Source organism: Nonlabens sp. SCSIO 43208, from assembly GCF_050703575.1.
Lineage (GTDB): Bacteria > Bacteroidota > Bacteroidia > Flavobacteriales > Flavobacteriaceae > Nonlabens > Nonlabens tegetincola.
In genome coordinates this window covers 408,557-423,897 of the sequence record NZ_CP065365.1, presented here as the reverse complement: position 1 = coordinate 423,897, position 15,341 = coordinate 408,557, and the positions used below count along the sequence as shown (strand labels likewise).

Annotated in this window: 17 protein-coding genes and 1 tRNA gene; 13 read left to right on the top strand and 5 right to left on the bottom strand. The window is 36.2% G+C overall.

What is annotated here, in order from left to right; all coding sequences use genetic code 11:
- Window positions 1-9 precede the first annotated feature (9 nt).
- From I5168_RS02165 to I5168_RS02125, 9 genes are all read left to right on the top strand, one after another.
- A complete protein-coding gene (locus I5168_RS02165) occupies window positions 10-642 on the top strand; it encodes a 50S ribosomal protein L25/general stress protein Ctc (RefSeq protein WP_042276087.1) in 633 nt (210 codons plus the stop codon).
- A 109-nt stretch (window positions 643-751) separates the two neighbouring features.
- Entirely contained in the window at window positions 752-1,375 is a 624-nt protein-coding gene (pth, locus tag I5168_RS02160; RefSeq protein ID WP_042276086.1) for an aminoacyl-tRNA hydrolase, read from the top strand.
- A 101-nt stretch (window positions 1,376-1,476) separates the two neighbouring features.
- Entirely contained in the window at window positions 1,477-2,412 is a 936-nt protein-coding gene (locus I5168_RS02155) for a bifunctional riboflavin kinase/FAD synthetase (protein WP_431472303.1), read from the top strand.
- Window positions 2,393-3,730, top strand: coding sequence for an HTTM domain-containing protein (locus I5168_RS02150; RefSeq protein WP_431472302.1), 1,338 nt, complete (start codon window positions 2,393-2,395; stop codon window positions 3,728-3,730). Before I5168_RS02155 ends, I5168_RS02150 begins: the two co-directional genes overlap by 20 nt.
- A 62-nt stretch (window positions 3,731-3,792) precedes the next feature.
- Window positions 3,793-5,064: a serine--tRNA ligase gene (gene serS, locus I5168_RS02145; RefSeq protein ID WP_042276081.1), complete on the top strand. Its 1,272-nt coding sequence runs from the start codon at window positions 3,793-3,795 to the stop codon at window positions 5,062-5,064.
- Between the two features lie 3 nt (window positions 5,065-5,067).
- Window positions 5,068-6,864: a tetratricopeptide repeat protein gene (locus I5168_RS02140; protein ID WP_431472301.1), complete on the top strand. Its 1,797-nt coding sequence runs from the start codon at window positions 5,068-5,070 to the stop codon at window positions 6,862-6,864.
- Window positions 6,865-6,866: 2 nt separating this feature from the next.
- The gene (locus I5168_RS02135; protein ID WP_042276080.1) at window positions 6,867-7,205 is read left to right on the top strand and encodes a DUF4286 family protein; all 339 of its coding nucleotides are present in this window, start codon (window positions 6,867-6,869) and stop codon (window positions 7,203-7,205) included.
- 77 nt (window positions 7,206-7,282) lie between these two features.
- The gene (locus tag I5168_RS02130) at window positions 7,283-7,663 is read left to right on the top strand and encodes a DUF2237 family protein (RefSeq protein WP_105018238.1); all 381 of its coding nucleotides are present in this window, start codon (window positions 7,283-7,285) and stop codon (window positions 7,661-7,663) included.
- A 102-nt stretch (window positions 7,664-7,765) separates the two neighbouring features.
- Window positions 7,766-8,608, top strand: coding sequence for a universal stress protein (locus I5168_RS02125; protein ID WP_105018239.1), 843 nt, complete (start codon window positions 7,766-7,768; stop codon window positions 8,606-8,608).
- 279 nt (window positions 8,609-8,887) lie between these two features.
- On the opposite strand, the gene I5168_RS02120 is transcribed toward I5168_RS02125, so the two are convergent.
- The 4 genes from I5168_RS02120 to I5168_RS02105 all read right to left on the bottom strand — a co-directional run bounded on the left by I5168_RS02120 (window position 8,888) and on the right by I5168_RS02105 (window position 11,999).
- Window positions 8,888-8,975: transfer RNA gene (locus I5168_RS02120), tRNA-Ser, on the bottom strand.
- A gap of 53 nt (window positions 8,976-9,028) precedes the next feature.
- Entirely contained in the window at window positions 9,029-10,093 is a 1,065-nt protein-coding gene (locus I5168_RS02115; RefSeq protein ID WP_105018240.1) for an asparaginase, read from the bottom strand.
- Window positions 10,093-11,214 carry a 1-acyl-sn-glycerol-3-phosphate acyltransferase gene (locus tag I5168_RS02110; protein WP_431472300.1) on the bottom strand — a complete coding sequence of 374 codons (1,122 nt, stop codon included), beginning with the start codon at window positions 11,212-11,214 and terminating at the stop codon, window positions 10,093-10,095. Before I5168_RS02110 ends, I5168_RS02115 begins: the two co-directional genes overlap by 1 nt.
- A 17-nt stretch (window positions 11,215-11,231) precedes the next feature.
- Entirely contained in the window at window positions 11,232-11,999 is a 768-nt protein-coding gene (locus tag I5168_RS02105; RefSeq protein WP_431472299.1) for a TatD family hydrolase, read from the bottom strand.
- 73 nt (window positions 12,000-12,072) lie between these two features.
- On the opposite strand from I5168_RS02105, the gene I5168_RS02100 reads away from it, so the two are divergent.
- Window positions 12,073-12,510: a retropepsin-like aspartic protease gene (locus tag I5168_RS02100; protein WP_042276039.1), complete on the top strand. Its 438-nt coding sequence runs from the start codon at window positions 12,073-12,075 to the stop codon at window positions 12,508-12,510.
- Window positions 12,511-12,582: 72 nt separating this feature from the next.
- On the opposite strand, the gene I5168_RS02095 is transcribed toward I5168_RS02100, so the two are convergent.
- On the bottom strand, window positions 12,583-13,389 hold the full coding sequence (locus I5168_RS02095) for a DUF6252 family protein (protein ID WP_105018243.1): 807 nt from the start codon (window positions 13,387-13,389) through the stop codon (window positions 12,583-12,585).
- Window positions 13,390-13,530: 141 nt separating this feature from the next.
- On the opposite strand from I5168_RS02095, the gene I5168_RS02090 reads away from it, so the two are divergent.
- The 3 genes from I5168_RS02090 to I5168_RS02080 are packed head-to-tail and all read left to right on the top strand — an operon-like array spanning window position 13,531 to window position 15,316.
- Window positions 13,531-14,037 (top strand): 30S ribosomal protein S16, encoded by a 507-nt coding sequence (locus I5168_RS02090; RefSeq protein ID WP_431472298.1) that lies wholly within the window; start codon window positions 13,531-13,533, stop codon window positions 14,035-14,037.
- A gap of 11 nt (window positions 14,038-14,048) precedes the next feature.
- Window positions 14,049-14,576, top strand: coding sequence for a ribosome maturation factor RimM (gene rimM / locus I5168_RS02085; protein WP_167342990.1), 528 nt, complete (start codon window positions 14,049-14,051; stop codon window positions 14,574-14,576).
- Window positions 14,576-15,316: a tRNA1(Val) (adenine(37)-N6)-methyltransferase gene (locus I5168_RS02080; protein WP_431472297.1), complete on the top strand. Its 741-nt coding sequence runs from the start codon at window positions 14,576-14,578 to the stop codon at window positions 15,314-15,316. The genes rimM and I5168_RS02080 overlap by 1 nt, the downstream gene beginning before the upstream one ends.
- The last annotated feature ends 25 nt before the right edge of the window (window positions 15,317-15,341 follow it).

The following is a 15,341-nucleotide window of genomic DNA, read 5'->3' as shown; positions in this document are numbered from 1 at the left end:
TTTAAATAAATGAAGTCAATCACGATCAACGGATCTAAAAGAGAAAGCGTGGGTAAAAAGGCAACTAAAGCCCTACGTAATGCTGGTATGGTTCCTTGTGTCATCTACGGAGGAGACGAGCCAGTACACTTTGCAGCGCACGAAAATGCGTTCAGAAACCTTGTTTATACTCCAGATGCTCACACTGTAGTGATAGATCTAGGAAAAGACGGTACTTACAATGCTATTGCTCAAGATTTACAATGGCACCCAGTAAAAGAATTATTATTACATGCTGATTTCTATCAAATCTTTGATGATAAAGCAGTGACTATGGAAATTCCTGTGAAACTTCACGGTAATTCACGTGGTGTGCTTAACGGAGGTGTACTTAAATTCCCTAACCGTAAGCTTAGAGTTAAAGCAGTACCTGCAAACTTACCTGACTACATTAATGTAGAAATATCAGACCTTAAAATTGGTATGAAGAGACAGGTTAAGGAATTGCGTTCTGATTCTTATGAAATTATGCACCCAGATACAATGGTTGTTGTAATGGTTAAAACATCTCGTAATGCTGTTGCAGATGACGATGATGATGATGATGAAGATGTGCCAGCTACTGAAACTAGCGATGTGGCAGCAGTTAAGGAAGATGCATAAATTTTCTTAAACCTAAATTACAAGCCTTGAGAGTTCTCAAGGCTTTTTTTGTGCCAGCATTTTATAAACTTATAACAAAAAGATCGTCTCGTTTTTATAGCTTTGAAAGATGTTTACATGGTTGCAAAAATTACTAGGTGATAAAGTAAAAACTCATGAAAGTGATATGAAAAAATTTCTAGTTGTAGGATTAGGAAATCCAGGTTCAAAATATACAGAAACACGACATAATATAGGTTTCAAGATACTAGACGAACTTGCTGCTATGAAAGATGTTACCTTTGAGACTCTAAAGTTAGGCGATGTAGCAACTACTACACATAAAGGAAAGAAAGTGGTGCTCCTTAAACCTAATACCTTTATGAATTTGAGTGGTAAGGCGGTGAAATATTACATGAAACAGGAAAAAATAGAAAAAGAGAATATCCTAATTATTACAGACGATCTTAATCTGGAGTTCGGGACAATACGCATGAAGGGAAAAGGTAGTGATGGTGGTCATAACGGTCTCAAGGATGTTCAAATTACGTTGAATACTCCTAATTACCCTAGGCTTCGATTCGGTATATCGGCCCAATTTGGTAAAGGTCGACAGGTTGATTATGTGTTGGGAGAATGGAATAAGGAAGAACAAGCAGCTTTACCAGAACGTATTGACAAAGCTTCAAATGCTGCTTTGGCTTTTATTCATGCAGGATTGTCTAATGCTATGAATGAATTTAATGGTAAGTAGTGAGTAGAGTTAGTACGCTTTCGCGAAAGCGTACAAAACTTAAATCATCAAGGTGAAAAAATAGTATACTAGACTTAATAAAGTAATCGACTAATTGCGAATTGAAAATATATAATAACATATCCGAATTTAAATCAGATAGAAAGAGTGTAGTTACCATAGGTACATTTGATGGTGTGCATCATGGACATCAAAAAATTTTACAACGTGTGGTTAATCGTGCTCAAGCAGACAATTTGACGAGTGTGCTTCTTACCTTTTTTCCTCATCCTAGAATGGTATTGCAACCAGACCATGATTTGAAATTAATTAATAGTATCGAGGAACGCACTGAACTTGTAAAAGATCAAGGAATTGAGAACATGGTTATTCACCCTTTCTCAATAGAGTTTTCAAGAACTACCGCACAGGAATATGTTAAGGAAATATTGGTTGATCAATTAAAGGCTAGTGTTGTCGTTATAGGTTATGATCATCGTTTTGGTCGTAATCGTAGTGCAAGCATTAATGAGCTTAAAGAATATGCTAGTGAGTACCACTTTGATATAATTGAAATCTCAAAGGAAGAAGTAGAAGAGGTTGCAGTAAGCAGTACTAAAGTGAGACAATCGCTAGAAAGCGGCGAGATAGAACGAGCAAATCGCTATTTGAATAGAACTTATAGTTTAAAAGGTCATGTAAGATCTGGTAAACAAATAGGCCGAACTATTGGTTACCCAACGGCAAACCTACATGTTCACCAAGAGTACAAATTAATTCCAGGAAATGGAGTTTATATAACATCTAGTTGTATTAACGGGAAACACTTTTTTGGTATGACTAACATAGGTGTTAACCCTACCATTGGGAATGGAAACTACCGTACCATTGAAACCTATTATTTAGATTTTGATGGTGATTTGTATGATACCTCAATGGAGCTGTTTTTTCATAAACGGTTAAGGGATGAAAAGAAGTTTGATACCATGCAGGAACTCGTAAGTGCTATGGATGATGATTTAAAGCGTACACAAGATTATGCGAGAGACGATAAATAAATGGTTTTTTACCCAAGTAGATAATTCTGCTCTTGTTGTTTTTAGAATGGTCTATGGACTCATTCTTACTTGCGAGGCTTTTGGAAGTATTGCCTTGGGTGCTGTTAAACGTTTATTTATAGATACTGAGTTTACGTTTACATTCATAGGTTTTGAGTTTTTAGAGCCATTGCCAGGATATGGCATGTACGTTCTATACAGTGCTATGGGAATAGCAGGCATCTTTATTATGTTAGGGTACAAGTATAGGATGGCAATGCTGTTTTATGCGATTACATGGACTTACGTTTATTTACTTCAAAAATCTAGTTACAATAATCATTGTTATTTGATTATGTTACTTAATTGGTTACTTGTTTTCTTACCTGCTCATAAAGCTGGATCTATTGATGCTAAAAAAAACAAAGAACTATTGAAAATTCATATGAGTCGATGGATTTATATTCTAATTATCGGGTTTGTATGGATCGTTTACAGCTACGCCAGTATAGCTAAGTTCTACCCAGACTGGTTGGATGGAAGTTTTGAGAAATTTTTAATGTCGACTCGTGGACGTGATTATAAGATTCTTCAACAAGATTGGGCTCATGTTGCTATTTTATACTATGGGCTACTTTTCGATTTAATTATTGTCCCGTTGTTATTGTGGAAACGAACTAGGTGGATTGCAATTATAGCAAGTGTATTCTTCCATTTATTCAACTCTATAGTCTTTAAGATTGGTGTTTTCCCTTATCTGGCACTATCGTTTTTATTGTTTTTTCTTACCACTGAAACCGTTCATAAAAGATTTTTGAGTAAAAAAACCTTTTATGCTGCACGAGAGGTAATTGTACCAAAACACGCAGGTATTATAAAAGTGTTTACTATAAGTTTTTTACTAATCATGCTAGTTCTTCCGTTGCGTCATTGGGTGATAGAGGATGATGTATTGTGGACTGAAGAAGGTCATCGATTAAGCTGGCGCATGATGTTGCGCAGTCGTTCTGGAAGAGCTGTTTATTATGTGGAGAATAAAGAAACTGGTAAACGTGAACGCGTGAATATCAAAGAAAGATTGTCTAGAAAACAATTTAATTCGGCAAATACGAAGCCTGATTTCATGTGGCAACTGGCTCAAAGGCTTAAAAAAGAGTATGCTGATAAAGGTGAAGATGTAGCTGTTTATATATCTTCAAGTGTTTCTATAAATGGTAGACCTAGATCAAAGTTTACAAATGATACTATTGACATCGCATCACAGCCATGGTCTCAATTTAAACATGCAACCTGGTTAATGCCGTCACCTTTACAAGATACGCCAACAAACCGACCTTGATTCTCGTTTAATACAAGGAGAATCAGTAATTTTATCGGCTTAAATAATTAAAACTTATTTCAATGCTACAAATTGCAGCAATCAGAGAAAACAAAGAGGCATTTGCTCAGGCACTTACCAAGCGTAATATTGATGCCATGCCTATGCTAGAACAAGCTATCGAAGTAGATGAGCGCAGAAGAAGTTTGCAGGCTCAACTAGATGAAACACTTTCTCAAAGTAATAAGTTGTCCAAACAAATAGGAGAATTATTTAAATCTGGTAAAGCACAAGAGGCTAATGAGCTAAAAGCACAAACTGGCGAGCTTAAGGAATCTTCAAAGAATCTTGCTGAGCAGTTACAAACTGCTCAAAATGACTTACAAGAGTTGTTGTACAACATTCCTAATGTGCCTCAAGAAAGTGTTCCAGCAGGTTCTACAGACGAGGATAATGAAGTTGTTGAGGAGCATGGTGTAGTGCCAGTGCTAGATGAACAAGCTCAGCCGCACTGGGAACTAGTTAAAAAGTACGATATTATTGACTTTGAACTAGGTAATAAAATTACCGGAGCAGGATTTCCTGTCTATAAAAATAAAGGAGCGCGACTTCAAAGAGCTTTGATAAACTACTTTTTAGATAAAAATACAGCAGCAGGTTATCAAGAAATGCAAGTACCACACCTTGTTAATGAGGCAAGTGGATATGGTACAGGTCAGTTGCCAGATAAAGAAGGTCAAATGTACCATGTAGGTAATGATGATTTGTATTTAATTCCTACTGCCGAGGTTCCCATTACTAATCTTTATAGAGGTGATCTATTAGAAGAAAAGGACCTTCCTATTGCAATGACTGGTTATACTCCTTGTTTTAGAAGGGAAGCAGGAAGTTATGGGGCACATGTACGAGGTCTTAATCGTTTACATCAATTTGATAAAGTAGAAATTTTAAGAATAGAGCATCCTGATAAAAGTGATCAGGCTCTCGATGATATGGTAAGCCACGTAAAGAATATTCTTGATGAATTAAAATTGCCTTATCGTATTCTTAGATTGTGCGGTGGTGATCTTGGGTTTACTTCAACACTTACTTATGATTTTGAAGTTTATAGTACGGCACAAGAAAAATGGTTAGAAGTAAGTAGTGTTTCTAATTTTAAAACCTTTCAAGCAAATCGTTTGAAATTAAGATTCCGTGCAGGTGAAAAACAAACAGAACTGTTACATACTCTTAACGGGAGCGCACTAGCATTACCTAGAATAATGGCAGGAATTTTGGAGAACTATCAAACAGCTGATGGTATTAAGATCCCTGAAGTTCTTGTACCTTACTGCGGTTTTGATATGATACAATAATTTATGAAATATGCTGTAACGCTTCTTTTTTTGTCTTTAGTGACGTGGTCAACGGCCCAAAGTTTGCAGTTGGCGCAAAACTACATGGACCAAGGCGAGTACAGTAAGGCAGCCAGCATATATGAAAAATTAGTCAACGATAAGAAAAATAGGAACTACAATACCGTATTTTCTTTAATTGATGCTTATCATCAATTAGAAGAATACGGTAAAGTAGATTCTTTAATTGATAAAAAGGTATCTACATCTTTTGCATACAAACAAACCCTACTAATAGAAAAAGGTTATAATCAAGTATTGCAAGGAAATGATTCGATAGCTAGTAGCTATTATCAACAAGCAATCGATCTAGTAAAAGAAAAGCCAGAGCTTACTTACAGTATCGCAAGTAGGTTTGAAAAACGTACAGAACTGGATGAGGCTGTACAAGTCTATGAAATAGGAACCCAGCTTAGGCCACAAGCAAATTATAGTTTTCAGTTAGCTAGATTGTATGGTGAACTAGGTGATATGGAGAAAATGTTTGAGGAAAACATTAAACTCATTGAAAAAAATGTCGCTTACAGGGCAAGAGCACAAGCTCTTTTTTCTCAATATATAACTGACTACGCATTGTCCGAGACTAATACGATATTGCGTAAAGTACTTCTTAAAAGATTACGTTCAAATCCAGATGTTTTATACAATCAATTGCTTTCATGGTTGTTTGTGCAGCAAAAGGATTTTAAAAATGCCTTTATTCAAGAAAAGGCAATTTACAATAGGGATAAAGAAAGTATGGACAACTTGCAGGACCTTGCCGAGGTCGCAGTCGAGGAAAATGATATTCCTGCTGCATTTGACATACTGGACTTTATGATTGAGAATGCTCAATCTCCCTTTACTAGATACAATGCTCAGGTACTCAAACTTAAATTACGCTCTAATGGAGCTTCAGTTGATGAATATTCTCAAATAAAGCAAGAATATGAACAGCTGCTTGAATTCTATGGTCGTGATCAGCGCAGTTTTAGGTTACAACTAGATTATGCTCAGTTCTTGGCGTTCAAAAATGACAATGCACCATTAGCCATTGATTTATTGGCAGATCTCAATAAAGCTAATTTTTCTCAATTTGATAAGGCTAGGGTAAAAATGTTACTGGCCGATGTCCTTGTTCTTCAAGAGCAATTTAATCGAGCTCTTATTTTATACAGTCAAATTCAAAATGATTTGCCCAATGATTTATTGGCTCAGGAATCTCAATATAGAGTAGCTCGTACCAGTTTTTATAAAGGAGATTTTCCTTGGGCACTTACTCAATTAAAAGTATTACGTAGCGCTAGCAGTAAGCTTATAGCAAATGATGCCATGCAATTGAGTCTAACGATTTCTGACCACTCTGGACAAGATACTACGTATGTTGCTTTGTCCGCTTTCGCGAAAGCGGAATTAAAACAATATCAAAACAAAAGAAAGCAGGCTATTGAAGCCTACAATAATGTGCTGCAAAACCATGCAGGTGACGACATTGAGGATGAGGCATTGTTAAGACAGGCAAAGCTATATCAGGTAGAAGGAGATACACAAAATGCTATCCAGAATTACACTAGGATTATCAAAAATCATGGTGATGGTATTTTGAGTGATGATGCGCTTTACGAGCTAGGAAAGTTATATGAAGAAGTACTTGATGATCCTGCAAAAGCACAAGAATATTTTGAACAAATAATTTTCTCACACGCAGATAGCATTTACTTCACAGACGCTAGACGTCGATACCGCAGATTGCGTGGTGATACTAATGAAAAAGCTTTTTAATTATGGTAATTTATAATGTAACCTGTAATGTAGATTCTAGTGTTCATGATCAATGGATAGTATGGATGCGTGAACATATACCACAAGTGCTGGGAACAGGGCTATTTATGGAAGCTAGGTTTACTAAAGTGCTTGTCAAAGAGCAAGACGGTTCCCATACCTACTCAATTCAATACAAAGCTTATAGCGCACAGGCCTTGCAGGAGTATAAAGACAAACATTCTGAAGCGTTACAAAAAGACGGTCTTGAAAAATGGGCAGATAAGGTTCTGAGTTTCCGTACAGAGCTTGAAGTGGTAGATGAATATACAGTGCGCCGCAAGGAAGAGTCTCAGAATTAAATGGGTCTTCTTTTTATAATAATAGGAATTTGACATAATTACGACTTACTAATTTTTAAACCAAATGTTTGGTAACTATGTCTCAAAATAACACGCGACCCAAAAACGTTCTAGGAACTGCTTTAGAGTCCTGTTGTACCAATCCGATTACAGGTTATTGGCGTGATGGATACTGCAGGACGTCGATACAAGATGTAGGTACCCATGTGGTATGTGCTGTTATGACGGAAGAATTTCTAGAGTTTACAAAGTCTAAAGGGAACGACCTTACATCACCCATACCTGCATATCAATTTCCAGGTCTTAAACCAGGTGATAAATGGTGTTTGTGTGTATTAAGATGGATCGAAGCAGAAAAAGCTGGATGTGCGCCCCATATTATTCTAAAAGGAACTGATAGTAACGCATTGAAATTTACAAATTTGGAAACATTGAAAGTTTATGCGATCGATGCCTAATCAGGTATAATAAAGCTTGAAATAAAGCTGTAGTTTATGCTAAACACCTTTTTTTTTTATTAAATTTATACCTATAGGTTTAATACGAAAACACCCGTTTTTATGGCAAAAAATATCCTCGTAGCAACAGATTTTTCTTCAAATTCATGGCACGCATTCACTTATGTTTCAACGCTTTTTAAAGATGAAACTTGTATGTTTCATTTATTGCATGCTTATGATACTGAATATCATAGCCGCAATGAATTAAAACAAGGCAACGATGCTTCATTCACTTATGAATCTCCAAAGGATAAAGGTGACGTTTTACTTAATAAAATGCTTGAAAAGATTGCATTAGAATGTGCTAATGAAAAGCATACCTATAAAACACACTTAATGCATGATGATGTAGCCACTGCGGTTACAAAAACCTTATCTACTGAAAATATCTCTTTGATAGTAATGGGTAGTAAAGGAATAACTAATTATGAAAAAAGTGTATTTGGTAGTAATACAATAGCGACCATGAAAGAGGCTGGTAGTTGTACTATTCTTACTGTTCCACAAGACTCAGAGGTAGAAGAAATAAAAGAAATAGTTTTTCCTACTGATTATAAAAGTGCCTATAGTAGTTTAAGATTGCAAAGCCTAATAGACCTTGCAACTATTCAAGATGCAGCTATCTGTGTCTTACATGTTGATACCAGTAGCGGCCTAGAAACAGTTCAAGAAGATAATAAACAAATTTTAGATGATGCGTTATCCAACAACAGGCATAGTTTTCATGTTTTAACGGGTAGCGATGTAAACCTAGCTGTAAAACATTTTGTAGAGAGTAGGGATAGTAGCATGGTGGCAATCGTAAATCGCAAACACAATCTATTTACAAGTTGGTTTTCTACTAATATGGTAATGGAAATCGGTAAAGTAAGTCAAGTGCCTTTACTTATTTTACCTGAGTAATGAACAAAAAAATAAAGTTTTTAAGTTTCTGCTTTTTTCCATAGTTCTTGCTTTGCTTGCGTATTTCAATGTGTTGTCGCTATCAATAAACATTTTAGGGAATGTAGAATTAGAATTGCTTTATGGGTCTTTAATATTGTGTATTCCGTTGATTGTTTTAACCATGTTGGAATACCTACTTGATTTTATAAAAAGAGAGGTTTCTAAGGGGAAGGATTGACAAAATTTTAATTTTAAAAAATAAAACCGTTGCTATCAAAGGGATAACAACGGTTCTAGCAGTGAGGAAGGGATTCGAACCCTCGAAACGGTTTTGCCGTTTACACACTTTCCAGGCGTGCGCCTTCGACCACTCGGCCACCTCACTATTTTTGTAAAACTGATCGCAAAAATACCGTAATACTTTATGTTTACCAATTTCTAATTAGTTATCTCACCTCTTAAACTTGTTTCAAAACAATCTTTAAACATCAAATCATCCTCGATGTAAGCAAGTAAATACATCATTTTGGCTAGAGCAGCTTCAGTAGTTAGATCTTTACCACTTATCATACCCATTTCCTTCAAAGCACGACTTGTTTCATACTTACCCATATCTACTGATCCACCACGACACTGTGTTACATTAACAATACGTATATCCTTTGACAAGCAATCTTTCATTGCATCAATGAACCATGATTTAGTAGGAGCGTTGCCACTTCCATAAGTTTCAAGGATAATACCTTTTAGATTTGGAATATTACATATGGCTTGTACGGTGGTCTCTGTAATTCCAGGAAATAATTTGAGTACAACGACATCGGCTATCATTTGTGGTCGATAATGCATTCTATCATCACTACGAGGTATGACTCTATGTACTTGAACCTCTCGGTTTTTGTATCCTTTCCATAAAAGATCTTCATCAACATTTAAATGCACACCACTTATAGCGAGAGGTGGAAAATTAGGCGAACTGAAGGCTTCAAAATGTTCTGCATTCATTTTTGCGGTACGATTTGCTCTGTATAGCTGATATTCAAAGTAAATGCAAACTTCCCTTATTAAGGGCTTCTTCTTCTTGCGTAACGTAGCTATCTGTATGCTTGTAATTAAGTTTTCTTTTGCATCAGTTCTTAAATCGCCTATAGGCAGTTGAGATCCTGTTAGGATAACAGGTTTTGTCAAGTTTTCAAACATAAAACTGAGTGCACTGCCTGTGAACGACATAGTGTCGCTGCCGTGTAAAACAACAAACCCATCATAATTGTCATAACGATCATAAATCATGTCTCCTATCAAGCGCCATTCTTCCGTATTCATATCAGAACTATCGATAGGTGTTTCAAAAGAAATGGTTTCTATTGTACAGTCTAGTTGTTTAAGCTCTGGAATGTGGTATAGAAGTTTGTCAAAATCAAATGCTTTTAAAGCACCTGTTTTAATGTCTTTCATCATTCCAATTGTTCCACCTGTGTAGATAAGCAGGATATTTGGTTTCATTATTCTGCGTTTAGGAGTTCTTTATTAGTTACAGGTTGGGCATACATTTTCAAAAAGCTAGTTACAGTCATTTGATCTTCTACATCAACACGTAGTCTCAATCGTCTCTCAAATTGAGCCATATCATGCTCACTATAATGTTTGCTGTATTTTCTAGAAACATGTAATAAATCGTGTGCAACATAATTAGTTGGCCACAAATGATAATTAAGTTGTATCGTGGTGTCTAATTGGTCAACAACACGTTGTAAAGTTTTGTTTGTTTTTTCACCATCTATTTTTACTATTTCCAATGGTTTTGAAGCGTGTATATGAATATGTTTCTTTTGTCCTAGTGCACCATACATGATACTGTTAAAATCTTCGTTTTCAGACTTTACGTATTCTTGATCTGCGGCTTTGGCAAGCAATTCAGGTACTTTTAAGGCGTCAGTAGGGTCGTACTCATAAGAAATAGAAACGGGTACTATTTTTAAATCGTTCAAATAGTTTGCAATGTCTTTTTTACCAGCAGCTAGTGCTATCATTTTAAGAACACCTTGCTCCGTATGATCATTTCCATCTTTCGTTCGACCTTGTCTTTGAGCGATCCATACACTGCGATTTTCTTCCATTAATAGGTGAAAGATGTAATCGCTAAGTTTAATACTGCTAAGTAATGTCTCTCTAGGTGATCCACCTCTTCTTACTATAAAATTACGAGTAAGTTTACTTAACATGTTTACAAACGGGCGCTGTACTAAATTATCACCTATAGCACTTGCTGTTCTTATTAAGTTCTTTTCAAATAAAATAAGATTGAGCAACGAGGTATCTAGTACGATGTCTCTATGATTTGATATATATAAATAGGATGTATTAGTATCTAGTTCGTCAAAACCACTACTAGTCATGCCAGCACTTGTGGTGTCGATTACACGCGTTACCGTTTTACTTATAACTTCTCTTTGAAACTCATTTATAGACGTGCATCTAGTTACGATATCCTTAATCTCATCGTCGGATTTGTCTGGAAATGTATATTGGAATAAGGTTTTAATCATAGGATGCCTTACTGCACTTTGTAAGACAGTTTGCACTTCATCATCCTTAAAAAATCGTATGTCGTCGTAAACTTCCATTCTAGTCGCAAATGTACTTATATCCCAAAAATTCTTTTACTATTATCCGTAGTGATTCTTGCGATTTCTTCCACACTAACATCGTAAATCAAAGAAAGTTTATCCGCAACAAGTTTAGTATAAGCACTTTCATTGCGCTTTCCTCTGTAAGGCACAGGAGCAAGGTAAGGAGCATCGGTTTCTAGCACGATGTGATGTAGGTCGATCTTATTTAAAAATTGATCAATTTTGCCATTTTTAAATGTAGCAACGCCACCTATTCCCAGGTGTAAATTTAGATCCACAGCTTGCTTTGCATGATCAATCGTTCCCGTAAAACAATGAAAAATTCCTTTTAAAGAAGTGTTTCTATAGTCCTCTAAAACTTCAAAAACTTCATCAAACGCATCTCTACAATGAATAGCAATGGGTAAGTCACGGTCCAATGACCATTTGATTTGAGTGTGAAATGCTTCTAGTTGTTCTTTTTTAAAGGACTTGTCCCAGTATAAATCAACACCTATTTCTCCAATAGCGACATACTCATGTTGTTCTAGCATTTGAGAAACATGCTTTAACTCATCTTTATAATTTTCCTTTACGTGCGTAGGGTGCAAACCACACATTAAAAACACTTCGCTAGGATAATTTGCTTTTAATTGTAACATGCGATCTGTATACTCAGAATCAATAGCTGGTACAAAAAATCGTTGAACTCCTGCTGCCTTGGCACGCGAGATCATTTCATCTCTATCTTTATCAAAGGCCTCGCTGTATAAATGAGTGTGCGTATCAGTTAAAATCATACTGCAAAAATAAGGCTTGTTGTAGGTATGCTTTCGCGAAAGCGGAATATCTTTAAACCCAGATTCAAAGAATATGAAATCATTAAAAAAATGGCTCGTCAGTCAAGGTTATACGGCACATCCAATACGATTGTCTAAAAAAAGCGGTCACATTGTAACCAAAGCTGTGTTAAATGGATATCAGGGCAGATTTATTATTGATACTGGAGCTAGCGCAACTTGTGTAAATCAAGATTTGTATAAAGAGTTTCAATTGAATACAGAGTTTATGGATAAAGCAATAGGTACCGCGAGTGGTTCCTTGCGTCCAAGAATAGCTCATCATAATGTACTAGAACTGGGTGATTGGGAAGATCAAGATGTGACGGTTTTATCAATGGATATGACCTTTATTAATACCGCGCTTAAAAGTGAACGCATGCATTCTATCCAGGGATTGTTAGGTGCAGACTTTTTGATAAGTTCACAGGCGATTATTGATTATAAAGGAAAATATATTTACATGAAGTGATAGATGAAAGTAAAGCGTATAAAAAAAGCTGCTCGTGGAGCAGCTTTTTTTTATGAGTGTTTCTAGTTAGTTTTAATATTGTACATCAAAACTTCCATTGTCAATTACAATTCCACCAGTAGTAGTGTAATTAAATGTACCTGTAATTGAATTGTTTGCTGTATCGTGAGTTAGAATTTCAATTGTCCCGCTTTGAGCAGTCTCACCAGAAGTACCTTGAGCATATAATCCTGTAGCATCCGTTGGGAATGAATAAACTCCTGGAACGATAGTATCAGGGAATGAAATAGATAAGCTTATGTTCTGGTTACTAGCAAATATTAGAATCGTACCAGATGATACATTAGGCGATATAAGTGATGGATTAAGAGCTTGTCCATCTACATCGGCAGCAAAAGAATTTGTTGTATTGCCATTTCCTGGGTTAATAGTTCCTCCTAATGGGACTTCAAAAATCACACCTTTTCTCATGTAAAGCGAGTCAGCAGCATTTGCAGTGTAGGTGACAAAATCGAAGGTTCCAGATACAAAACCTGAATTAGAACTAGAGGTGATCGTAACTTCACCACGGCCATCATTTGCGTTACTAGAAAAAGATTGAGAGTTGTTAAAAACATAAGTAGCCTCACTAGATGCACCTTGACCTAGAATGTAGGTTCCAGGGCTACTGTCGTCTAGAGAAATTGTTAGAGATTCTAATTGATTAGTTCCTTGAATAATCAGTCTTCCATCGATGTCGATTGAAGCAGCCATATCCTGCGCTTTGAAAAATTCTCCATTACGCACAGCCTGGATTGCAGGGCTGTTATCTTCATCTAGATTTTTTTCACATCCTACAATGGCAATCAAAGTAAGGACAGCTACAATTAGTTTTTTCATCGGTAATCTCATTAAGTTTGGGGTAAATGTAAGGATTTAATAAGAATTAAATCTGTATATATGATGCTCATTATTAAAATAATGGTACTTTTGCAGCCTTAAATTAATAAAAAGGGACGTGTTCCCGCAAACTTTAATGTTATGCCTGTAAAAATCAGATTACAAAGACACGGTAAAAAAGGAAAGCCTTTTTACTGGATCGTAGCAGCAGATGCTCGCGCAAAGAGAGATGGTAGATTCCTTGAAAAAATAGGAACTTACAATCCTAACACTAACCCTGCAACTATCAACCTAGATGTAGATGGTGCTGTACAATGGTTAGAGAATGGTGCGCAGCCTACTGATACAGCTCGTGCTCTTTTAAGCTACAAAGGTGCGTTACTTAAAAAGCACCTTAAAGGTGGTGTGAAAAAAGGTGCGATCACTGAAGAACAAGCTGAAGAAAAATTCCAAGCTTGGATTTCTGAAAAAGAAGCAAAAATTGCAAACAAAGCTGCTGGCCTTAAGGCTGATGCAGATAAAATTGCAGCTGAAGCTCTAGAAGCAGAAAAAGCAGTAAACGAAGCTCGTATCGCAGCAAATGCTCCAGAACCAGAAGTGGAAGAGCCAGCTGCAGCTAGCGAAGACGCAACAGGAGAAGAAGAGTAAATCGATATATCATGCGTAAAAAAGACTGTTTTTACGTAGGTACGATCGTAAACAAATTTAGTTTTAAAGGTGAAATCCTTGTCAAGTTAGACACTGATGAACCGGATCTTTTTCTTGAAATGGAATCAGTTTTTGTCGAAGTAGGCAAAAACTTGATTCCATTTTTTATTGAACGCAGTCAACTACACAAATCTGCTTTACTGCGTATCAAATTTGAAGATGTAGACGATGAACCTACGGCAGATTCCTTGCTTCAAAAGGATTTGTATTTGCCTCTTACTGCATTACCACCGCTTACAGGTAATAAATTTTACTACCATGAAATCATAGGTTTTACCATTGTTGATTCTAATTATGGCGAGGTGGGAATTGTAGATGGTGTTAACGATACAACCTCACAAGCTCTTTTTGAAATAAAGCAAGGTGAGAAAGAAATTCTTATACCAGTTCACGACGAGTTTATTTTAAATGTAGACCGTGACAACAAACAAATTTTAGTAGAAACACCACCAGGTTTAATTGAGTTGTATTTAGAGTAATGAGTACGTTCTCTTTTAAACAGTTTGACATCGTTCAAGATAAGGTTGCTCAAAAGGTAGGTACCGACGGTGTTCTTTTAGGAGCATGGTGTAGTCTTGATAAGCAACCACACAAAATATTAGATATAGGATCAGGAACAGGGCTCATCTCTATAATGTGCGCTCAACGGTTTCCACAAGCGTTTATTGAGGCTGTAGAGATCGATCACGATGCCTTTGAGCAAACTGCATCCAACTTTGAATCTAGCAAGTTTAAAGACCAGCTATATGCATATCATGCTAGCTTTCAAGAGTTTTATGATGAGGTTGATGAGCGCTATGATTTTATGGTGAGTAATCCGCCATTTTATAATGCTCAGTCAATTAAATCTGATGATCAAATAGAGAGTCGTAGGCAACAAGCAAGATTTGACGATGCTTTACCTTTTGAAGAGCTTTTCTATGGAGTTTATAAGCTTCTTGCTATCGATGGGACTTTTGCACTCGTATTTCCTGTAGATAGAGAAGAACGAGTTCTTGAAATTGCCGATTACTTCACCATGATGCCTACACGTAAAATGTACGTACGTGGAACTGTGGATAGTCCTGTTAAAAGAGTGTTTATGGAATTACGCTTTCGCGAAAGCGTAATAAAATCCAATCAAAAACTAGTTACCCAGCATATGGTAATTGAACATTCTAGGCATGAGTATACCGATGAGTATATCGCACTTACAAAGGACTTTTATTTAAAAATGTAATCCTTATCATTTTTCTGGGCAATAA